The 21720-nt window shown below is 68.0% G+C and carries 15 protein-coding genes, 1 tRNA gene and 3 pseudogenes; 10 read left to right on the top strand and 9 right to left on the bottom strand.

What is annotated here, in order from left to right; translation table 11 throughout:
• Positions 1 to 126: 126 nt before the first annotated feature.
• On the bottom strand, positions 127 to 3678 hold the full coding sequence (gene dnaE / locus FRANCCI3_RS20615; RefSeq protein WP_011438449.1) for a DNA polymerase III subunit alpha: 3552 nt from the start codon (positions 3676 to 3678) through the stop codon (positions 127 to 129).
• 278 nt (positions 3679 to 3956) lie between these two features.
• Between dnaE and FRANCCI3_RS20610 the strand changes: the two are divergent.
• From FRANCCI3_RS20610 to FRANCCI3_RS27185, 3 genes and pseudogenes are all read left to right on the top strand, one after another.
• Positions 3957 to 4666: pseudogene (locus tag FRANCCI3_RS20610) on the top strand (IS6 family transposase).
• Between the two features lie 42 nt (positions 4667 to 4708).
• Positions 4709 to 5116: a hypothetical protein gene (locus tag FRANCCI3_RS20605; protein WP_011438447.1), complete on the top strand. Its 408-nt coding sequence runs from the start codon at positions 4709 to 4711 to the stop codon at positions 5114 to 5116.
• 87 nt (positions 5117 to 5203) lie between these two features.
• The gene (locus tag FRANCCI3_RS27185; RefSeq protein WP_011438446.1) at positions 5204 to 5350 is read left to right on the top strand and encodes a hypothetical protein; all 147 of its coding nucleotides are present in this window, start codon (positions 5204 to 5206) and stop codon (positions 5348 to 5350) included.
• 440 nt (positions 5351 to 5790) lie between these two features.
• On the opposite strand, the gene FRANCCI3_RS20600 is transcribed toward FRANCCI3_RS27185, so the two are convergent.
• A tRNA-Thr gene (locus FRANCCI3_RS20600) sits at positions 5791 to 5866 on the bottom strand.
• A 514-nt stretch (positions 5867 to 6380) separates the two neighbouring features.
• On the opposite strand from FRANCCI3_RS20600, the gene FRANCCI3_RS20595 reads away from it, so the two are divergent.
• A complete protein-coding gene (locus FRANCCI3_RS20595; protein ID WP_011438445.1) occupies positions 6381 to 8630 on the top strand; it encodes an MMPL family transporter in 2250 nt (749 codons plus the stop codon).
• 85 nt (positions 8631 to 8715) lie between these two features.
• Here the strand turns inward: FRANCCI3_RS20595 and FRANCCI3_RS20590 are convergent, their stop codons facing one another.
• Positions 8716 to 9531 (bottom strand): SAM-dependent methyltransferase, encoded by an 816-nt coding sequence (locus tag FRANCCI3_RS20590; RefSeq protein WP_011438444.1) that lies wholly within the window; start codon positions 9529 to 9531, stop codon positions 8716 to 8718.
• 196 nt (positions 9532 to 9727) lie between these two features.
• Here FRANCCI3_RS20590 and FRANCCI3_RS28430 point away from each other — a divergent pair, with 196 nt between their 5' ends.
• Together FRANCCI3_RS28430 and FRANCCI3_RS20585 are read left to right on the top strand one after the other, a co-directional pair.
• Entirely contained in the window at positions 9728 to 9940 is a 213-nt protein-coding gene (locus FRANCCI3_RS28430) for a hypothetical protein (RefSeq protein WP_011438443.1), read from the top strand.
• 404 nt (positions 9941 to 10344) lie between these two features.
• Positions 10345 to 10998: a hypothetical protein gene (locus FRANCCI3_RS20585; protein ID WP_235608997.1), complete on the top strand. Its 654-nt coding sequence runs from the start codon at positions 10345 to 10347 to the stop codon at positions 10996 to 10998.
• Positions 10999 to 11074: 76 nt separating this feature from the next.
• On the opposite strand, the gene FRANCCI3_RS20580 is transcribed toward FRANCCI3_RS20585, so the two are convergent.
• Positions 11075 to 13744: an FUSC family protein gene (locus FRANCCI3_RS20580; RefSeq protein WP_011438441.1), complete on the bottom strand. Its 2670-nt coding sequence runs from the start codon at positions 13742 to 13744 to the stop codon at positions 11075 to 11077.
• 984 nt (positions 13745 to 14728) lie between these two features.
• Between FRANCCI3_RS20580 and FRANCCI3_RS29225 the strand changes: the two are divergent.
• Together FRANCCI3_RS29225 and FRANCCI3_RS20570 are read left to right on the top strand one after the other, a co-directional pair.
• Positions 14729 to 14878 (top strand): annotated as a pseudogene (locus FRANCCI3_RS29225) (ISKra4 family transposase); the annotation flags it as partial.
• 449 nt (positions 14879 to 15327) lie between these two features.
• Entirely contained in the window at positions 15328 to 15645 is a 318-nt protein-coding gene (locus FRANCCI3_RS20570) for a hypothetical protein (RefSeq protein WP_023841006.1), read from the top strand.
• A 110-nt stretch (positions 15646 to 15755) separates the two neighbouring features.
• Here the strand turns inward: FRANCCI3_RS20570 and FRANCCI3_RS27180 are convergent, their stop codons facing one another.
• Entirely contained in the window at positions 15756 to 15920 is a 165-nt protein-coding gene (locus FRANCCI3_RS27180) for a hypothetical protein (protein ID WP_023841005.1), read from the bottom strand.
• Positions 15921 to 17099: 1179 nt separating this feature from the next.
• Here FRANCCI3_RS27180 and FRANCCI3_RS20565 point away from each other — a divergent pair.
• Positions 17100 to 18095, top strand: a complete 996-nt coding sequence (locus FRANCCI3_RS20565; RefSeq protein WP_011438438.1) for an AAA family ATPase — start codon at positions 17100 to 17102, stop codon at positions 18093 to 18095.
• A 137-nt stretch (positions 18096 to 18232) separates the two neighbouring features.
• Here FRANCCI3_RS20565 and FRANCCI3_RS28425 read toward each other — a convergent pair whose 3' ends face one another.
• Complete coding sequence (locus FRANCCI3_RS28425) at positions 18233 to 18544, bottom strand: hypothetical protein (RefSeq protein ID WP_035732692.1); 312 nt, start codon at positions 18542 to 18544, stop codon at positions 18233 to 18235.
• 296 nt (positions 18545 to 18840) lie between these two features.
• Here FRANCCI3_RS28425 and FRANCCI3_RS20555 point away from each other — a divergent pair, with 296 nt between their 5' ends.
• Positions 18841 to 19623 (top strand): PIG-L deacetylase family protein, encoded by a 783-nt coding sequence (locus FRANCCI3_RS20555; protein ID WP_011438437.1) that lies wholly within the window; start codon positions 18841 to 18843, stop codon positions 19621 to 19623.
• A gap of 86 nt (positions 19624 to 19709) precedes the next feature.
• Here the strand turns inward: FRANCCI3_RS20555 and FRANCCI3_RS28420 are convergent.
• The 3 genes and pseudogenes from FRANCCI3_RS28420 to FRANCCI3_RS20545 all read right to left on the bottom strand — a co-directional run.
• Positions 19710 to 19955: pseudogene (locus FRANCCI3_RS28420) on the bottom strand (IS607 family transposase); the annotation flags it as partial.
• Positions 19956 to 19975: 20 nt separating this feature from the next.
• Complete coding sequence (locus FRANCCI3_RS20550) at positions 19976 to 20383, bottom strand: hypothetical protein (RefSeq protein WP_035959121.1); 408 nt, start codon at positions 20381 to 20383, stop codon at positions 19976 to 19978.
• Between the two features lie 58 nt (positions 20384 to 20441).
• Positions 20442 to 21632, bottom strand: coding sequence for an ISAs1 family transposase (locus FRANCCI3_RS20545; protein ID WP_011434597.1), 1191 nt, complete (start codon positions 21630 to 21632; stop codon positions 20442 to 20444).
• Positions 21633 to 21720 lie beyond the last annotated feature (88 nt).

Raw genomic sequence — 21720 nt, 5'->3', positions numbered from 1 at the left:
ACCATCATGCCGGCAGCCCGCTCCACCGCGTCAGCGCGTCAGCGCGTCAGCCCAGCTCACGGGCCCAAGCCGACTTCTGGCACCCCACAACCTCGGCAGGCTGTCCCGCCTCCGGCGACGGGTCGCTCATACGGTGACCGCTCGGGCACCCAGCAGGGCCTTGAGGTCCCCGAGCAGCGAACTACTCGCCTGCACCTGGAGTTCGAGCAGGAGCAGATGCGTGTTCTGCGGGCCTTCGAGACGCAGGTGCACCGGAGTTGTCCCGGGATGGGTCGTCAGGACGAGTTTGAGGTCATCGACCAGCGGTGGTGTGATCTTGTGTGACGGCAGAGTGATGACGACCGGCGGCCCGTTCACGTGCGTCGCGACATCGACCACCGTCAGGTCCTGGGCGAACAGCGAGACCGACCCCTCCCGCTCGTTGATCCTGCCCCGCACCGAGATGACCGCGTCGGTCGCGAGCGCGTACGAATGGACCTCGTAGGACTGGGGGAAGAACAGCACCTCGACGGAGGCATCGAGATCCTCGACGGTCACGATCGCCCACGCCTTGGCGGTGTTCTTGTTGATCCGCCGGTCGATCTTGCTGATGATACCGGCGATCTGTACGGTCGTCCCGTCGTTGGCCTCGGCGAGGTCGACGATCCGGGTGTCGCGGTGGCGATCCAGCGCCCGCTCGGCGCCTTCGAGCGGATGCGAGGACACGTACAGGCCGAGCATGTCGCGTTCCTGAGCCAGCAGCTCCTTCTTCGGCCATTCGGGGCCGGACAGGTCCAGGTCGAGTCCTAGCCCCGGGCTCTCCTCCTCCTCGCCGGCGCCCCCGTCGCCGAACAGGTCGAACTGGCCGATGGCCTCGGCCCGCTTCGTGATGATCACCGCGTCGATCGCGTTCTCGTGTACGTTGACCAGCACCCGGCGGTGATGGCCCAGCGAGTCGAACGCCCCGGCCTTGATCAGCGAGTCGATGGTGCGCTTGTTGCACACCCCGATGTCGACCTTCTGCAGGAAGTCGGCGAACGACTCATACGCGCCCTTCCTCCGCCGGGCGGCGGCTATCGAGGCGACGACGTTCTCCCCCACATTACGGACGGCCCCCAGGCCGAAGCGGATCGAGTCCCCGACCGCACCGAACCGCAGGTCCGACTCGTTGACGTCGGGGGGCAGGACCTGGATACCCATCCGGCGGGTCTCCGCCAGGTACACCGCCATCTTGTCCTTGTCGTCACCGACGGACGTCAGCAGCGCCGCCATGAACTCGGCCGGGTAGTTGGCCTTGAGGTAGGCCGTCCAGAACGACACGACACCGTACCCAGCGGTGTGGGACTTGTTGAACCCGTAGCCGGAGAACGGGACAAGCACGTCCCACAGCGCCTGGACCGCCGCGTCGGTGTAGCCCCTCTCCTTCATCCCGGCGGAGAACCGAGCGAACTCCTTGTCCAGGATCTCCTTCTTCTTCTTACCCATCGCGCGGCGCAGCAGGTCGGCGCCGCCGAGGCTGTAGCCGGCCAGCTCCCGGGCGATGGCCATGACCTGCTCCTGGTAGACCACCAGGTGGTAGGTCTCGCCGAGGATGGGCTCCAGCGCCTCGGCGAGCTCGGGATGGATCGGGAGGATCTCCTTGCGGCCGTTCTTGCGGTCTGCGTACTCGATGTGGCTGTTGGCCGCCATCGGGCCGGGCCGGTAGAGCGCGAGCACGGCGGCGATGTCGCCGAACTTCGTCGGTGCCATCAGGCGCAGCAGGTTACGCATCGGTCCGCCGTCGAGCTGGAACACCCCGAGCGTGTCGCCGCGGGCGAGCAACTCGAAGGCCTTGGCGTCCTCCAAGGGGAGGGTGGACAGGTCGATGTCGACGTTGCGGTTACGCTTGACGGCCTCGATCGCGTCACCGATGACGGTGAGGTTCCGCAGCCCGAGGCAGTCCATCTTGAGCAGGCCCATCTCCTCGCACTGAGGAAACGGGAACCCGGTGATGATCGCGCCGTCATTGTCGCGGCGATGGATCGGCAGGACATCCAGCAGCGGCTCCGAGCACAGGATGACCCCGGCGGCGTGGACACCAGTGCCGCGGGTGAGCCCCTCCAGCCCCCGCGCGGTGTCGATGACCTTCCGAACCTTGGTGTCGGTCTCGTACTGGGCCCGGACCTCGGCGGCCTCACCGTACCGCTCATGGTTCGGGTCGAAGATCCCGGCCAGCGGGATGCCCTGGCCCATCACATCCGGCGGCATCGCCTTCGAGATCTTGTCGCCGAGGGCGTAGTCGTAACCCAGCACCCGGCACGAGTCCTTGATCGCGGCCTTGGCCTTGATCGTGCCGAAGGTGTTGATCTGCGCGACGCGGTCCTCGCCGTACTGCTCGGTGATGTAGCGGATCACCTCACCGCGTCGACGTTCGTCGAAGTCCAGGTCGATATCCGGCGGGCTGATCCGCTCCGGGTTGAGGAACCGCTCGAAGATCAGCGCGTGCTCGATCGGGTTCAGCTCGGTTATACCCAGGATGTAGGCGATCATCGACCCGGTCGCCGATCCACGCCCCGGACCCAGCCCGATGCCCCGATCTCTCGCGAACTTGCAGATGTCGGCGACGACCAGGAAGTAAGCCGGGAAACCCATCTTGTCGATCACGCCGACCTCGTAGTCGACGCGCTCGACCACATCGGCGGGCACGCCCGCAGGGAAGCGCCACGTCAGTCCGCGGTCGATTTCCTTGCGCAGCCAGGACAGCTGCGTCTCACCCGCGGGGACAGGGTACCGCGGCATCCGGTCCACAAACTTGAAAACATCGTCGTAGGACTCGACGCGCTCGGCGATAAGCAGAGAGCTGTCGCAGGCCCCGGGGACCTCACTGTCCCACAAGTTGCGCATTTCCTCCGAAGACTTGAGATAATATCCCGATCCGTCGAATTTGAAACGGGTCGGATCGTCGAGTTTTTTACCGGTGCCGACGCACAGCAGCACCTCGTGGCTTCCCGCCTGATCCTGGGTCACATAGTGCGAATCGTTCGTGGCCAGCGGGCGAAGCCCCAGCTTGTCGCCGATGTCGAGCAGCCCCTGGCGGACGCTGCGCTCGATCGGCAAACCGTGATCCATCAACTCCAGGAAGAAGTTGTCCGCGCCGAAGACCTCCTGGTAGGTGGCCGCTGCCGCGAGCGCCTTGTCGAACTGGCCCAGACGAAGCCGGGTCTGCACCTCACCTGACGGACAGCCCGTGGTCGCGATGATCCCTTCGGAGTACTGGGAGACCAGCTCGTGGTCCATCCGCGGCTTGCGGTAGTAGCCCTCGATCGACGCGATCGACGACAGCCGGAACAGGTTGCGCAGCCCGGCGGCGTTGGCTGCGAGCATCGTCATGTGGGTGTAGGCGCCGCCACCGGACACGTCACCGCCCTCACCCGCAGGGTCGACGTCGCGCTGCGAGCGTTCCCCCCACAGGACAGGCCGCTTGTGGTGGCGCGACTCGGGCGCCAGGTACGCCTCGATCCCGATGATCGGCTTGACACCCGCGGACTTCGCACCCTGATAAAATTCGTAGGCACCGAACATGTTACCGTGGTCGGTCATCCCGACAGCCGGCATCCCCAACTTCGCCGCTTCCTTGAAAAGCAGGCCCGTTTTCGCCGCACCGTCCAGCATCGAATACTCAGTGTGCACATGGAGGTGAACAAAAGAATCCGTCGGCATCCCAGTCCCCTCTCGCCCACAACGGCCCGCCGGTCGGAGTCTAACCCCGCCACCCAGAGCCACCGGAGAGGCACGCGACACAACAGCCCCTAAGCGCGTTGATCCTCCAAAGACAATTCGTTGAGATCAATGGTGGACCCGTCGACATACCCGAGAACGCAGCGACGCGATGAGGCGCGCCCTGCGTCGTGGTCAGCCACGTGCCGCGCGAGCGCGCCGGGTCTGTTGCATCGGCAGAGCCCGTTGTCTCGCAGTTCCCGACCGGTCATGATCGTGTGATGCGTCGACGTCGTGCCTGTCCACCGGTCCCGACATCGGAGTTCGCGGGGTTCCGGTTCCCACCCGAGGTGATCGTCCTCGCTGTCCGCTGGTACCTGCGGTACGCCCTGTCGTACCGGGACGTCGAGGAGCCGCTCGCCGACCGCGGCCTTGAGGTCGACCACGTCACGGTCTACCGGTGGGTGCGGCGCTTCACGCCCTTGCTGGTCGACGCGGCCCGGCCATACCGGCACACACCGGGTGATCGTTGGTTCGTTGACGAAACGTATGTGAAGGTCGCTGGACGATGGACCTATCTGTACCGGGCCGTCGACCAGTCCGGCCAGGTCATCGACGTGCTGGCCTCCGAGAAGCGGGACCTCGCCGCAGCCCGCCGGTTCTTCACCCGCGCCCTGTCCCACGGCCGGCGGCCCGTCGAGGTGACCACCGACCGGGCAGCCTTCTACCCACGAGTCCTCGACGAACAGCTCCCCGCCGCTCATCACGTCGACGACCAGTACGCGAACAATCCGCTCGAGGCCGACCACGGCCGGTTCACGGCACGACTACGGCCGATGCGCGGCCTGAAACGCCTCCGCTACGTACAGATCATCGGCTCCGGGCACGCGTTCGTGCAGAACATCCGCCGCGGCCACTACGAACTGGGCGTCGATGCCGACCCCGGAACCGGCTGACGGCTGCCTTCACCGAGCTTACCCTGGCCATCTGACCGCCCGCCCGAGACGGCTCCACCACGCCCCGCCTCTGCCCAATGCAACAGCGCCTCGACAACGCGCTGCGGCTCCTGCCCGCGACCGGCAGCCGTGGCAGCCACGGCCTGTTGCAGGACCAGTATCTACGGGAACGAAACCTGATCATCGACGGTATCGGGGAAGCGGAGCGAGCCGCCGCGGAGCAGAAACGGTGGGACGCCCAGGAAGCAACAAACCAGGAGTTGCGCCGGCTCGTGCGTCCGCCGCTGTCCATGCTGGCCCAGCAGGCGGGTCTTTTCGCCGTCATCGCACTGATCTTGGTCAGAGAGCTGCGGAAGGTGAGCGCCAGCGCATCGCTGCATGACCGCCTCTGGCAGGAGGTCCAGCTTGGTGGCAGCCTGCTCGTCGTCGCCGTGGCCGCGGTCGGCATAGCGGCCCTTGACCGGCGCCGCCGTAAGCCGAGGTAGCCGCCTGCTGGATCTCGGTCAGCTCAGCTCACCACCTGCGCCGCCTGGCCCCGTCTGGCGGCCGACGAGCAGGCCCACCGGCTGGCGTTGGACACGCTCGTCGAAGCATGCGTCGCGGCGGCGTTCACCGCGAAGAATCTCGACTATCCGGATCTGGCGTACCTGGCCGCGACCCGCGTCGAGGCCCATAGCGTCGGCCATGGCGTCGATGTCGCCGGTGCGGGTCGGGGGTGACCTGACCGGGGCGGACCCGTGGGGGCACGGCGGATCCCGTTCCACGCTGCGGCGATCCCCGGTGCTAACACCGGGTTGCTTGCTCCGTCGCCATGTTCACGTCCACGGCGCCGCCATCGACCCTGGCGGCGCCGTGAACGTCCGATCCCCGTGCCGCGGTGGCGTGGGGTGGGATGGCGGACCGGCTACCGTCAGCCGCCACGCATCGTTCTCGCCGATCCCACCCGCCCTCAGAACGGCAGGCGATAACGGAACGTAACCGTCGTCGGGGCGGTGTCGCGACCGCAGGTCCCGGCCCAGGCGCCCGGAGAGGACACCCCGTTCATGATCGTTCCCTGCACACAATTGCCGAATGCGCACACAATGCGCACACAAACCCATTTCGATCTTGAATAGATGATCTTCGATTTCGCAAAACCGCAGGTCAGAGACCATCTGTCTGGAGCCGGCGAGGGGACTCGAACCCCTAACCGCTCGATTACAAGTCGAGTGCGCTACCAATTGCGCCACGCCGGCGGGCGATCTCACGATACCCGACCGCCGCACTGAGACGCTGAGGCCACCGGCCGGTTCGCCGCCGGCCCGGCAAGATCAAAAGGGTACCCGTGGCGTGCCCCGCCGGTTGCCCGGCGCGAACCCGGCGAGCACCTACAACCGGTCGACGTGTCGGCACCCGCTCCTCGATCGTGAAGCGGGCGAGGAGCTCCAGCTCGGCCCGGTCGACCCAGTCGACCCGGTCAGCGCCGCCATCGGGGTACCCCGAGCGGCACCGATACCGCCGTCCACATTCTTGCCACCGAAAAATGTGGTGCCGGAATCGGTGAACAAATTTTGTCACAGCGGTTGTCGGGCAGTTCGTGGCGGTACGGTCGAGCACGAGGCCAGGCGTGCGGGAACGCCGTAAAGTGCCGTCTCCCGTGAATCGTCTCCAGAATTATCGGACGACGAGCTCCACCAAAGAGCCCCACCAAAGAGTGATTGACGTTGCTTGTCCGCGAGATAGGTTGTCCAAAATAGCGAAGGGCCAACCATGCTGATCGTTGCGTTGACAGGCGTCGCACGTCTGTGTGCCCGCCGTCGCTGGATCGCGGTCGGCATGTGGGCGGTGCTCCTCCTGCCCGCGGTGTTCTTCGTGATCGCGGGTCACGCGCAATACAGCCACGATGTGACGGTTCCCGGTTCCGAGTCGCAGCGGGCAATGAATCTGGCGCGCAAGGTGATTCCGGGCGGCGTCCTGCCGGACACCGAACAGATCGTGCTGCACGCCAGGCGCGGCACGCTGGCGGACCCGCTGGTGCACCGACAGGTCGAGGAGCTGCTCGCCGATGTCGGGAAGCTGCCGGGGGTACTCACCGTCGCCGACCCGTTCGGACCACTAGGCAGGATGGTGCTGGGTGTGTCACCGGTCAGTGCCGACGGGCGCACGGCGGTGGCTCCGGTAATCATGAAAGCGTCGGCGCTCGAACTCGACCTCGGCGCGATCAAACGGGTCTCGGCCACGGCCCGGTCCTACGGCGGTCCCGAGCTTCAGGTGGAGCTGGGCGGACCGGGCGCGACCGCGCTCACCTCGGCCGGCGTCCCGATCCGACCGCTGCTGGCCGCTCTCGCCGTCGCGCTGGCGGTCTTGTGCCTGACCCTGCGTTCGAGGGTGGCCGCCATGATCGCCGCTGTCGTCGCGGCCATGGCCACCGTCACCACCGTGGCCGTCACGACAGTACTGTCCCACCATGTCCTGACTACTCCCTTCGCCGCTCTGCTTGGCGGCATGATCGCCCTCGGGGTCAGCCTGGGCGGGTCCGTCCTGGTCGTGTACCGGGCGCAGACCGCGTTGGCACGGGGTGTGGGCCCGGTCGACGCGGCCACCGAGGCGATGGTGAAGTCGGTCGCCGCCCTGGCCTCCGGTGGCGTGTGCCTGAGCGTGGCGATGACCGGCGTGCTCCTGCTGGACCTGGGCCCATTCACGGGAGTCGCCCTCGCGGCCGGGGTGGCCGGGGTGCTCAGCGCCCTGGTCACCCTCACGCTGTTGCCAGCGCTGCTCGTCCTCGGCGGCACCCGGATGCTGGGCTGGGTCGGACGGCATTCCCTGACCACGACGGGTCGTGGCCTACCGCACCGGCCGGGCGTGCGATCGTGGTGGGCCAGGCAGGTGGGGCGCCACCCGGCTGTCGCCGTGGCCGTGGCGTGTGTGCTGCTTGTCGCCATGGCGGCACCGGTGGTAACCCTGCGGCTCGGTGGCGCCGACGCGGGCGCGGAGCCCACGTCGGCCACCGCGCGACGCGCGTATGACGTGGTCAGCCGCGACTTCTTCAGCGGTCTCAACGGGCCGATGCTCGTCGTCGTCGACCGGGGGGAGGGCAGCCGGACCGTCGCCGTGACCGACGTCGTCGCCGCCCTCAACACGACGCCGGGGGTCAAACACGCATACGTTTCGTTCGACAGTCCCGAGTCGGGCCTGGCCCTGATCCAGGTACTGCCGCAGGCGGGGCCCCGGTCGACGGACTCCTACGATCTGGTGCACCGACTGCGCAACGACGTCCTGCCGGCGGTACTGCGGCCCACCGTGAGCCGCGCTTACGTGGGCGGGCAGGCGGCGTTGTTCGCCGACATGGCCGCGGACTTCCGCGACGCGCTGCCGATGTTCGCGTTCGTGGTCCTGCTCGCGGTGGGCGCGCTGACCTTCCTCACGGCGTCCTCGCGCGTCACCGCCGCCGTGCTCGCCGTTTCGGAGCTGTCGTGCGGCCTTGCGACGGTCGGTGTCCTGGCGACGGTCTTCCAGCAGGACCGTTTCGCCGGGAAACTGGGCCTCCAGGCCGGTCCGATCGAACCGTTCATCCTGGTCTTCGTGCTGGTCGTCGGGTTCGGCCTATCCCCGGGCATGAACCTGAGCCTGCTGAGCAGACTGCGCGAAACCGATGCGCCAGGCTGGCGGGCGCTCGAAGGCGACGCGGTCAGCCGCGGCCACGCCGACGTGGGGCACGTCGTCCTCACCATGAACCTCATCATGATCCTGGCGTTGTCGGTGGTCGTGGCGCAGCCGTCCCGCACGCTGAAGCTGCTCGGGGTGGGTCTGGCGGTCGGTGTGGCGCTCGACGCATTCGTGGTGCGAGCGGTCGTCCTCCCTGCGCTGGTGCACCTGGATCGGCGCCGTGAAACCGCTGGCGGCGTACCCGCGCAGCGCCGGCCGGCGAGGGCGGCCACGAGGTCGTACGACCCGCCGTCGGCGCCATCCCACGCGGGCAACGGCACGCGCGGCGGCCGTTTCTCCCGGAGGAGTACATAGGGATGGGGCCCGGGCGTGTTGCGTTACTTCCCCGTTATCGGTAGGTAGGGCCGCGCGAAACCTTCAAAAGTTAGATCATCCAATTCTACGGCTTACGGGCCACGGCGCCGTATCCATCCACTGCGGCAAAGCCCTCGGCGCCGTCCGGCTGCCACTGCGAGATCGACACCACACCCGGCTCTAGAAGGTCCAGACCGTCGAAGAAACGGGCAACCTGATCCGGACTGCGCAGGATGTAGGGGACCGCGCCCGTGTCGTCATAGCCCTGCTGGGCTTCGTCGAAGCCCTCGCTGGTGTTGGTGCTGTCCCACAGCAGTAGATAGCTGCCGGACGGGACGGCGGCCACCACCCGCGCCACGATCGCCCGTGCCTCATCAAAGTCGGCGACGTGCCCCAGGATCCCCATGAACATGACGACGATCGGCTCGTTGAAGTTCAGTACGTTCTTGGCACCAGCAATGATCCGGTCCGGATCGTGGAGATCAGCGTCGAGATAGGTTGTCACACCTTCCGGTGTGGTGTTGACCAGCAGGGCGCGGGCGTGTACTAGTACCAGCGGGTCATTGTCGACGTACACGATGCGGGAATCGGGTGCGATGCGCTGGGCGACTTCATGGGTGTTCTGCATCGTCGGCAGGCCAGTGCCGATGTCGAGGAACTGGTGGACGCCCCTCTCGCCGGCGAGGTGGGCCACAGCCCGGATGAGGAACCGCCGGGACTCCTTGGCCAGGGTGACGATCCCCGGGAACACCTTGATGTAGGCGTCGCCGGCCTCGCGGTCCACCGGGTAGTTGTCCTTGCCGCCCATCCAGTAGTTCCAGATCCGAGCTGAATGCGGCGTCGTCGTGTCGATCTTCGAATGGCCCGTCGGGTTCCCGGTGCCATTGTGCTGCTCAGCCACGTCTCTCCTTACGCTGGCTCGGCCGGGCGAACCCGGCGAAGCAGGAAGATCCAGTCGGAGTGTGGCCTGTGGGCCAACCTCGGCTACCGATTTTAGGGTATATCATCGCAAATAGCGGCGGATCAACTGCTGGGACATGTACTCTCGGCCGGCCTGTGGGGCGCCAGAAGTCGGCTTGGGCCTGTGAGCTGGGACGATGTGCGGCGCGGCTGCCGGCATCATGGTCACCTGCGTCGGTGTGGCTGTTCTATCTGTTCTATCTGTTCTGTCTGATCTTCGTTCGGGTGTGTGGGGCTGGCTGGTGCTGCTCGGCCGGTCGTCGGCATCCAAGGACATCGAGTTGCTCGTGCTGCGGCACGAGGTCGCAGTGCTGCGCCGCATCCACCCGAAGTCCGTTCCTGATCCGTGACCGGGCGGGACAGTTCACCGCATCGTTCGACTCACCGCATCGTTCGACGCGGTCCTCGCCGACGCGGTCCTCGCCGACGCCGGCATCACCGCGGTCGCGATCCCGCCCCGAACTCCCAGGCGGACGCCTACGCGGCCCGCTACAGCGAACGACGCCCCACCGTAGCCGCGATCTTCAGCCACCACGGCCCGACCAGCCCGTTGCTGATCTGACCAAGAAAAGGACCACACGTCGCCCCGCCCTCGGCGGCTTGATCAACGAATACGAACGGGCCGCCTAAAAGCCTAGATCAACGCCGATGACCCAGTTCTGGCACCCCGCAGGTTTCGGTCGGTCGATTTGACGCGTCCGGGCCCACGTCCTTCTATGACTTCATGACTGTGAGTAGTCAGTTGATTCGAAAGGTGCTGCTGCCTGCCGTCGGGCTGGGGGTCTTGTCGGCGCTTGCCGCGACACCCGCGGCCGCCGACGGTGGCCGCGGCGGGCCGACGCCCGGCTCCGGCGCCGCGGAGACCTTCCTTCAAGCGACACTCATGCCGTTGAACCATTCCGGCGCCCGCAGCACCGCTACCGCGATCCTGCGGGGCGACCAACTCACCATCTCGATCTTCAGTCGCGGGCTGGCGCCGGCTCTGCCGCACGCGCAGCACATCCATATCGGTGGCCGCCACGTCTGTCCACCGCCGAACGTGACCGGCACCGGCGTCCACGGCCACTTCCGGACCGTTGACGGCAACCCGTGGCGTGGCCCGGTCGCGGTGTCGCTGACCACGTCCGGCGACACCAGCCCGGCCAGCGAGCTGGCGGTGGCGAGGTTCCCGGTTGGGAATGCGACCTACCACCGCACGTTCACGGTCACCCCGGCGGTCGCCGCGCAGTTGCGGGCCGGTGAGGGCGTGATCGAACAGCACGGTGTCGACTTCAGCCACAACGGCCGCTACGACGGCCCCGGCCGCAGCGAGCTCAATCCGGCCCTGCCCGAGGAGGCGACCGACCCGGCGGCCTGCGGCCGGCTCGTCCCGGCGCCCGATGGCCGGCGGCACGCCCAGGTGAACTGATCGGCCGTCGTGGCGCAGGTGGGGCACCTGCGCCACGACGGGCGACCGTAACGAAGTCAGCGAACGGATGGGTTCATCAGCGTGGCATCCGGCGAGTCCGCCGGGGTCGTACGTCGGCCGCCCAGCCGCGGCGTCCAGCGGGGCCCTGGTGAACGAGCGCCAGGCCCGCGTCAGTGAGCATCGGTTGCAGACCACGCAGGATGTCGAGATAGGTCGCGCGTGCTGCGAGCGCCACGCCGGCGCGTAGTTCCGGGCGTCGGTGCGCGGCGGCGCCATGGCGCACCACGGCCAGCGCCGCCATGCTGGCCGGGCCAGGAGTGGGGTTCGGGTCTGCCGGCGGCGGAGGCTTGCCGCCGCCGAGTGCCTCGGCGAACCGCAGATACCAGTCGCACAGCTCGGTCGTCTCCACCGTGACCGCTTCCTGGGCTGCGGCCAGATCGGGCAGCGCGGCGGAGATCTCTATGGTCGAGGCGATCATGTTGACGCCGCCCCCGGCCCGCAGGATGTCGGCCGGCCAGGGCACGTCGCCGGCGTGCAGCAGCTGCGCGGTCCGGCGCAGCCGCAGCGCCCCGCCGACGACGGTCATGAGCGCGTCGACGTCGAGCCGGCCGTCAGGCTGCTCCGACAGGTACTGACGGACCGCGTCGTCGAGCAGCCGCCCGGCGCGGATGGCATCGCGGGCCGCGGCGGCCACCTGCTGGTCCCGGCTGGGACGGCGGAGGGCCGCATCGTCCGAGCCCGCGGTGTCGGCGTCCTCTGTTCGGGATGCGCCGGCTGTTTGGGATGCGCCGGCTGTTCGGGAGGCGCCGACCCGGCTCACGAGCACACCGATGGTGTCCGCGGGGCCGTCCGGATGGCCCGACATGTCGGTATAGGCCGGGTCCAGCCAGGGCGAGGTTCGCGGCCGGGCGCTGGGCGGATCGTCATCACCGGGTGCCCGCATGACGACCAGGGCGAGGAAAGCCGCGCCCATCCGATAGGCCGCGGCGGCACGGTGCCGGATTACCGCCGCCGCTCCTCGCGGCCACAGCAGCGCTCCCACGGCCAGGCTAACCCCGAAGCCGATCATAACGTCCTGAATGCGGACCAGCCCCACCCGCCAGCCTAATGGTTCAACGATGTTGAAAAGGATGAGGATGGCAACGGTGAAGCCTGCCTGGCCCAGCGCGAAGAACGACTTCCGTCGCATGTAGCCGGCGACGAACACAGCCAGCGGCAGCAGCGGCCACGATACTACGGTGTGGGTACCGATCAGGGCGACGAACAGGCCACCCACCACAATGCCGATCCCGGTGCCCAGCAGGTCCCGCAGGATCGTCGAGCTGGTCGCCACCACGTTCGACCGCAGCACCGACAGGGTACCCAGCACGACCCAGAAGCCGTGCTGCACCTCGGTGTTCTGGGCCAGGGCGACAGCGAGGGCGAGCCCCACGGCGCCGCGGACGCTGTTGCGGAACCACACCGACCGGATGCTGGCATATCCGGCGGCCAGATCGGTGGCGGCGGCGCCTCGCCGGGTGAGCCGCCTTAGCCTGGCGGGCCAGCCACGCGGCCGCACCCAGGAGCGCAGCGCCGGTGCCGGCGCGGTCACCTGCAGCACGTTCGTCGCCAGCTCCCGGGTCCCCCGGGCCAGCCTGCGCAGCCGGAACGCCTCGGCGATCGCGAGGTCCGCCGGCGGCTGCTCCGACTCGGCGACCACGAGATCATCCATCTTCTGGGCCGATCGGGCGCTCCACCCGTCAGCGTCCGGCGCCGGCCGGCTGACTTGCCCCTCCAGGTAGTCCAGCAGGGCCGTGCGCATCCTCCGCTCAGCCCGCTCCAAACGGTCCAGGCCGAGCCTCTCGCTCGGCCGTGGACCGCGGTCGAGTCGATCGGCCGCGGCGGCGAGCGTGGCAGCGGCGGCGGTGTGGATCTCGGCAGCTTCGCGGGGGAAGCATGCCGCCGCGATCCGATTCCGGTCCGCACGCGGTTCGGCGAACGGGACCAGCCAGTTGACGTCCACGACGAGATACCCCAGCGCCGCGGTGCGCCCGCCGACACCGCTGGGCCGGTGCGCGGTCTCGGCGAACCTGCGGCGCAGGTGGAACACGTCGGTCCAGATCCGGGGAACTTCGTCCGCCCCGGTCCCGTCCGCCCCGGTCCCGTCAGACTGCGGAAAAGGCATGGTCGTCCACGCCACCCCGGCGGCCATCGACCGACACGCCTGGGCCAGCGCGGCACGCAGCCGTGTTGGGGGCCGCTCCGTCCACAGCACCATGGCCGCGGTGACGGCCACCACCATGGCGGCCCCCCAGCCGGCGAGCCGTTCCGGAATGGCGGACACCGGGCCAGGCGTCATCACCGACAGGACGAAGGCCATCAGCGTGGCCCGTCCGGCGGCGGCGAAATACGCGTTGAGGACCCCGGAAAACAGCACGACCAGGGCGACCAGCGCGGTCACCGGTGCCGCCAGCCAAGGTGTCCGGGAGCACAACGCGCCGATGACGATGAGCGAGACGGTGATAAGCACGAACGCGACGTAGGCCAACAGCCTGGTCTTGGTCGGCCCGGTGAAGTCGATGAACTCCAGCAGGGTGTAGGCGCCGAACCAGGCGAACAGGCTCAGCCGCACGTCCCCACCAGCCAGATAGGTGACGGCCAGCAGCGTGGGGGCGATGAAGGCAACCCGGACGGCCGCCTTGAGGTTGATCAGCCCGGGGTCGTCGGGGAACGCTCTGGTGAGCCGTCCCAGCCATCCGTCCTGCATCGGCCCCTCCACCTCTGCCCTGGACCATCGCCGTACCTACTTAAACCGTCCTAGCCGAACTGTCCTAGCCGACGGCCGGTGAATTTGGGGGACCTGAGTACGGTCTGCGGTCCCTGAACCGTGCCTGGCTTCCCACAGTTCGGCCGCTGCGCGATCATGCGGATCCGACCTCGTGAACGTTGGTGGTCACCGCGCTCGCCGGCCGTGCTGTCCTCGATCAGGGGCACCTACGAGGAGGCTTATCCAGGCCTCTCAGCTCAGATGATCTAGATCATGCATTGTCGTAGGGCAGGGCGCCGCTAAGGATCTTGATTGAAGGGTTCTGAATAGTCCTCCTGATCTATGTGGAGGATCTCCGGTCCGCGCGGCGGCACCGGTCGACGTCATTGCCTCCGTCGATGAGAATCTTGCCTGTCGGTATGCGGAGGCCTGGCACGAGGTCATTGCCGAGGGGCCGATCGTCGTGGCGCGGCTGTCAGCCTGGCCGAGCTATGTTCGCGTTCATCCACGGCCTGGAGGTCAACACCGGCGACCCGGCCGAGCCGGAGCGTCCGCTGACCTGGGGTGTCGAGCCGGTCGTGCACGGACTTCGATGCTGTGCTCGATGGCCTGTCGCCGAGGGACCATGTTCGTGGTGCGCCCAGGCCGATCGGGCGCTGGCTGGCACCCAGAGCCAGGCGCAGAGTAGCGACGGAAGCCGCGCGGGCGGGGTTGTTCGCGGCGGCGCGTGCACTGTACTCCGCGCTGGAGGCGGACCTGGCGGGCAGCGCCGCGGCGGGGTCGACAGCCGACGCGCTCGAGGAGCTGATCCACGATCGGGGCAGGGAGGTGCAGCGGGCGCTGCTGCAGGCCTGTCTGGACAGGCTCGCCGAACGGGAGACGCGGGCCGGGGTGGCGCCGGTCGCCACGGTGGAGCGGTTCACCGGGCAGCGGGTCGGCGAGCGCCAGGCGGTCGAGCTGGCCCGGAACTGGCTGACCGCCAAAGCCCCCTACCTGACCGCCAAAGCCGCCTACCTCGGCTACGACACCGCGCTCGCCAACGGCTGGCCGATCGCGACCGGCGTCGTCGAGGGCACCTGCCGCCACCTCGTCAAGGACCGCCTCGACCTCACCGCCACCCGCTGGGGACTCGAATGAGGTATGAGGCTCACTGAGCGAGCGTCCGTTTGGGTTGATGGTGGTCTGTCTAACTCTCGGGGCGGCGGGGTCCACGTACTGACTTTTCTGGACCGGCACCTGCCGGCAGGCCGAGGGGCATGCGGACGGATGACCACCCGCCCATCGTCCAGGATTTCCGCCGCTCTGAAACGTTGTTCAACCGAGATTTCAAGAATCCTGTACAGTGCGGCACTTTGTTCCCTTGGTGCGAGTTCCACCCTGCTGCGGTCATCTTCTCAACCAGCACGAAGCGATGTGCTCTGAATGCGACTCGCAGGTGCCGGACGTCGGATGCATGAGGATACATTCATATCGGTTCTCGGGTTTGACGTCGCCCGACTCGGCTGCGGTAACGTCCCTCCCGTGCCGGCCGGTGCTGGCCGACACGCATCCGGATGTTCTGCTCGAGAGGAGAAAGAGGGAAAATGGCTCAACAGCAGCAGGTGCAGCAGGTGGAACAGCAGCTGCGGCAGAACTGGCGGCAGATTCGTTACCGTATCCTTGACCAGTTCGGTCAGGTGAGCCCGGCGGACCTTGACTCTGCGACGAGCGTCAACGACCTCGTCCAGCGGATCGCGGACAAGACGCACCACAGCGAGCGGTACGTCGAGAACCGACTCCTGGAGCTTGCGGGAGTAGGCGCGGGTGTTCAGGGTGGAGGAATCGCTGGGGAGCGTTTCGCCTCGGGGCTGGGCGGCGAGCAGCAGCAGCAGGGCCAGCCGTTCGGCGGGGGTCAGCAGTAACCCGACAGACGGGTGATCCGACGACACCGTCCGGAACACGAAACTCCGCCGGGTTGTCGGGATAATTACTGGTTCCGATCGTTCGATTCCGGTCGCTCCGGGGGTACAGCTCAGGCCGTCGCCTTCAGGAGCGACCGGAATTCGAGCAGTTCATCGATCAGCTCGATGGTCTTCCCATCGCGTGGTAGCCGCCGCAATTCGGCCAGCATCGCGTCGGTTTCCTCGAGAGTGGGACGCTCGTTAATAGTGGCGGCTATCGTCACAATGTCGTGCATAGCTGTAATCACCTCACCGTGCTGAGATTACCGGTTGGCCTGCCCGGCTCGAGGGTGGAAGCCGGGTGATACGTAGAAGGAGGCTCGCACGGTAGGGTTTCTGGGGCGTAAATCAGTGTTTCCTTCGCGTTAATGTATCTCTGATGAAGCTACAAAACGTGACGAATGATGCGTCGCGGGTTCTGCACCTCACTATCCGTAGGGCCTCCGCGGGTTCACGGATCTTGCTCCGCGGGTTTATGGATCTCGGTGACCGCCCGCGTGCGCACGCACTTCCTTTCCTACCGCCCCGGGTGGCCCGACGGCCGTCCAGCCGCCCGCCACCGACCGCATCCGGACCGTTCCTGAAGCCTGGCATTGTCCGCCGCCTCGTGGACGCCCTGCCCAGCGGTGCCTACCTCGTCCTCACCCATGTCCTCACCATGCAACCGCCGGCTTCGACCCGGGTCCCGCGGCCTGCACGACCGCGGCCTGCACGACGTTGTCGGATTCCGCGTCGTCGAACTGAGGGGCCTGGACCGGCTGGCCATCGATTTTCGTTCATGGGCCCGACGCCGTCTGGCTGCGGTGCCGGTGTCTGTGTGGGCGGGCCACCCCGCCCACACAGACACCTCCGGGTGAGCGCCGTAGGAGGGGTACATCGCTCACCACATATCCACGTATCACCCAACAATACGCGGACAGGCCATAAGCATCTTGGGCTGATGTTGCCCATCTCGGGATGGTCCGTCTGGGCGGGGTTGTCGTTCTTGTCGCGTAAGACGCCTCTCTCGGTCGACAGGTTGCGACCCTCGTGCCGCCTTTCGTGATGTCACACCCAGATCTCTACGGAGAGTAGCAAGATCTGCACGAATCGAAGCGATCGACGATACCATCCGGTCATAGGATCACTGGATCGACAATTCAGTCGGGTTATGGAACAACGAAGCGGGTCGGCTCGTCGTCTATCGCAGCGGAACGGATCGGCTCTGCGGCGGCGACGGCCGCCGCGGGCCGCCGTACCCGGGCGGTTCCCCCCGCCGCCCGTGGGCGGACCGGGCCGGTTGCCCCCTCGCCCGGCACGGTCCGCCTCCATCAACCCACGAGGAGCCCATTCCGGTGATTGAGCACGCTGTCCGCATCGCTCGGACGGTCCTCGTTCCCCGACACCACTGGGCTAGGAGGCAGCGCGTGACCCGCATGGGCGACGGCCGCGACAGTACGTCTGGCGACCGGTCCGCGGTTGCCACGTTCTCAGCCTCCTTCCATGATGTGGTCGCAAACGTCGAGAAGGTCATCCGCGGCAAGCGTGAGGTGGTGGATCTCGCGACGATCTGTATGTTCGCCGACGGCCATCTCCTCGTCGAGGATGTCCCCGGTCTGGGGAAGACCTCCCTGGCCCGCAGCCTCGCCGCGTCGGTGGGCGCCGGCTGTCATCGCATCCAGTTCACGCCCGACCTGCTGCCCGCGGACATCATCGGGACGATGGTCTACAACCAGCGTGCCGGCGAGTTCGGACTCCGCGCGGGCCCGGTGTTCACCAATCTTGTCATCGGCGATGGGATCAACCGCGCCTCGCCGAAGACGCAGTCGGCTCTGCTGGAGGCCATGGAGGAGGGGCGGGTCACCGTCGATGGGACCGGCTATCCGGTACCGCGGCCCTTCATGGTCGTCGCGACGCAGAACCCGATCGACCTGGACGGCACGTACAGCCTGCCCGAGGCCCGCTTGGACCGGTTCCTCATGCGACTGCGGATGGGATATCCCTCCCTCGCTGCGGAGCTGGAGATCCTCGATGGTCGGCAGGTGGGTCGGCGCATCGAGGATCTGAGACCGGTGATGCGGGCGGAGGACGTGGTGGCCCACGCGGCCCGGACACTCGCCATCCATGTGGCACCCGCCCTCCGGCGGTACATCGTCGATCTGGTCGCCGCGACCCGCACGCTGCCGGATGTCGTCCGCCTGGGGGCGAGCCCACGAGGCAGTATCGCGCTGCTTCGGGCCGTCCAGGTGCGTGCCGCGTCGCAGGGACGGGCCTTCGTGACCCCCGACGATGTCAAGGTGCTGGCCAAGCCGGTCCTGGCACACCGGCTGGTGCTGAGCCCCGAGGCGGAACTGCGCCGCGTCATCGCCGAGGACGTCGTGGACGAGGTCGTCGAGACCATCCCGTCCCCGCGTCGTCTCGTCGGCATCTGACCGTGGCACTCCGGTCGGCCGACATCGGGTGCCGGACGGGCCGGCGGATGGACCTTGGACTCCGCCGGATGGACAGCATGGCCTCGACGGTGTGGCCTCGACCGAGGGGCCCGTTCCCGGCCGTACTCGCGCAACGGCTACAGATAGCCCGAACAGGCCGGTACCCCCGGAATGGGCTCGTTCTGTCCGTCCAGGGTGACGACTGTAGCCGGTAGGTACTCCCATGCCTGGCTGTATCCGTGTTGGCGCGGATGTCCGGTGGGGCGCCCGGTCGCCTTGCATGCGCGCACGAAACGACGCTCGGCCGCGGGATCCCGCAGATCGGAATGCATCACCTTGACGGCGGCCCGGCGATCGAATATCTCCTGTTCCGCGCGGTAGACCGTGCTGAAACCGCCGTGCCCTATCAGCTCGAACGATCGGTACCCCTCGATCATCACCGGCTCCACGCAGTTCCCGCGTCTCGTCGCGTTCTGGCCCGTCGCGTTCTGGCCCGTCGCGTTCTGGCCCGTCGCGTTCTGGCCCGTCGCGTTTCGGCCCGTCGCTCAAGCCCAGCGCAGTCCCGCCCCGCCCACCCTGCTTGCGACGTGGGCGCACCCGGGAGAGTGGGCTTTGTCCGAAAGATGGGACTGTGCCCGGAAGATGGGACTGTGATGGTGCCTGCCGGCGTCGTGGGGGCGCTATGCCGCCCCGTGCGTGTGGCGTTGCCGATGACCGCACCGATGTCCGTGCGGTGCCGCGCCGCATGCCGTATGGAAGAACGATGCAGGAGGAACGCGTGGCGGACGAGCGTCGGCCCTTCGCCGACGACAGCGGGACCCCCGAATCGGTCTGGCAGGGATGGGATCCGGGGTGGGCGGAGCTGGACCTGACCGTTCCGCCCACAAACGCGGTGATCGTGGCTCCCCACCCGGACGATGAGGTGCTGGGCATCGGTGGTCTGATGACCATCCTGTCTACGCTGAGTGTGTCGCTCACCGTTGTTGCTGTGACTGATGGTGATGCATCCCATCCCGGATCTCCGACGCTGTCGCCGGCCGAGCTTGCGCGGCGACGGGTGGCGGAACAGCATTCCGCTCTCGCCGAACTCGGCCTGGCCCAGGTACCGGTGCATCGGGTCGGCCTGCGCGACGGGCGGGTCGCCGGGCACGAGGAGTTGTTGGCCGACCAGCTGGAACCGTTGCTCACCGCCGACGGGTGGCTGCTCGCGACGTATGCCGGGGATCGTCATCCAGATCATGAGGCGACGGGTCGGGCGGCGGAGATCGCCGCCGCGCGGGCGGGCACCCGGCTGCTCGAGTACCCCATCTGGACCTGGCACTGGGCGGTGCCGGACGACCCGCGAGTTCCTTGGGCCAGGGCGCGACGGGTGCATCTTCCCGTCGACGTGCATCGGGCCAAGCAGCGAGCGGTCGACTGCTACCGCACCCAGATTGCTCCGCTTTCAACCCATCCGGCCGATGCTGCGGTGCTTCCGGCCGAGGCCTTGGCGCGGCTCCTGCGCCCAGCCGAGACGGTCTTCGTCTGACCGTTGCGGGTCATGAAGCATGAGTAGGCGCCTTGCTCGCAGCCACCTGTTGCCGGATGGCGGCCCCACAGCCGGAGCAGGTCTTCGAGCTCACGTCCGGTTGCCCATGCGGTGACACGGGCAACCGGACGGTCAGGGCCGGGACGCCGGTCGGCGGGGGAGACCCGCGCGTACACCGCGGCGGCTCCCGCGGGGCGTTCGACGGCGGACGGCTCGACCAGGATCAGCTGCCCGACCGGGCGCGCCGGTACGGGCAGCTTCCCTTCCCGAAACCAGCGGTAGGCGGTGACGTAGTGGGCACCCGCACGCTGCGCCCCCTGCTTCAAGTTCACTCACACATCGCATCACTTACTCAACAGCCAGCAGGTCGCTGCCCCGCGGGGACATCTCCCGCAGCGGCAGGCTGCGGTCGTCGAAGGCCGCGGTCGTCGAAGGCCGCGTCGTCCGCGGCGGTGATTCCGAAGACGCTCGGCCTGGTGCCGATCCAGCGATTGATCAGCCAGTGCAGCAGGTTGATGGTGACGATCGCCGGAGCGACGACGGCGGCGACCCCGGGAATCGCCGGCTCCAAGGCCAGGGACAGCACGATACTCGTGATGCCGTTCTGTTGGGAAGCGGCCAGATAAACCCGGTCACGTCGGGACATGCGGTGGGTCAGAAGGTAGCCGACGAGACCCTGTGCGGCGAAGGCTGCGGCTCCCAGAGCGGCCCCGTGGACAAAGGCGATTCCGCCGGAGAGAAGCAGGCAGGGCTCCGGCACGTTCGCGTTATGACCGGCTCGTCCGCGCGCCGACGGGACGGCCTGGATGTCCGTATCGTCAGGGAAAGCCGTGCAGGTCGAGCGCGGCGGTGGCGGTCTTGCAGGCCCGGCGCCCGGCCGGAACGTAGCGGTGGCCCGCGGCGCGGACCGCGTGCGCGACAGTGGCGCGGAAGATCGCGAGGTTGGCCGGGCCGCGGCGGGTCCGGCTCCGGCTCGCGTCCTCACCGAAAGTGACGTCACGGACGTGGTGCTGACGGTTCTCGATGATCCACTGGCCGCGGGCGGCGTCGGCGAGGAACCCGGCCGAGGCCTGCTCGAAGGCCAGATCCGTGATGCCGTAGACCGTCTCCCGGCTGGGTTTCCTGCCCTTCTCCCGGCGCCAGCGCTGGATCCGGACGGCCTGGCGGGCGTGCGGGAACTCGGCGTGCTCGACGGTCGCGGCCTTCAGCGTGCGGGTCTCGTCACGGCCGTGGCCATGGTCGTGGGTGGTGTCGGCGACCGGGACGTCCGCCCACGGCAACGCGGCCAGGAACGCGCGCAGCGTTGGCTGGTTGCCCTTCACGACCGCAAGGTAATGGGCCTTCTTGTCGGTGACCAGCCAGTCGAGATGGTCGCGCACGGTATGCAGAGCGTCGAAGGTCAACAGGTCGCAGGCAAGGTCGAGGGGCTCGAGGACAGGGCGGAACGCCTTCGTCTCATTGCTCTTCGAGTCCACCTCGTGCTGGTTGACCAGCCGGCCGGTCGCCTGGTCGGCGACCCCGACCAGTTGGACCTGCCGCCCGTCGGCGCGCTTCGCGCCGCGGCTGGTCTTCCCATCCAGTGCGTAGACCGCCCGCACCGCTTCTCCCGCCGCCTCGGGTGACGCCGGCTTCGGCGGGGCCGGGTCGGCCAGCGGCGGATCGAGCAGTGCGCGGGCGAGCCGCGCGTCGTCGGTGTCGTTGAGGAACCGGCGGATCGTCGACTCGCTCGGCAGCCGGTAGCCGTCAAACGGGTCGTACGGCAGCCGCAGCCGGCGCCGTTCCTCCTCCGTGGTGCCGGCGAGCCATTCGATCACGGCGGTGACCCGGTCATGGCCCGCCGCGGTCAGCGCGCACAGCCACACCGCCGCCAGCACCGCCAGCGGGTAGACCCGCCCACGTCGGCCCCGGTGCTCGCCCATCGCGTGCAGCCGCTGCCAGATTCCCTCACGCGACACCGCGCCGGCTCCCACCACACCGGCCGCGTCACGCGACAATGCCCCCACAGGCACGTGCGCTCCCGGACCACGAAGACGTTAGACACCTCCGTGATCTACAGGCGCCGTGCCTGTCTTCTTCTCAGCGACGCGTGACCTGGCC

Origin of the sequence: Frankia casuarinae (assembly GCF_000013345.1) — a bacterium.
Taxonomy (GTDB): Bacteria; Actinomycetota; Actinomycetes; order Frankiales; family Frankiaceae; genus Frankia; species Frankia casuarinae.
This window is presented reverse-complemented; position numbering and strand designations above follow the sequence as displayed.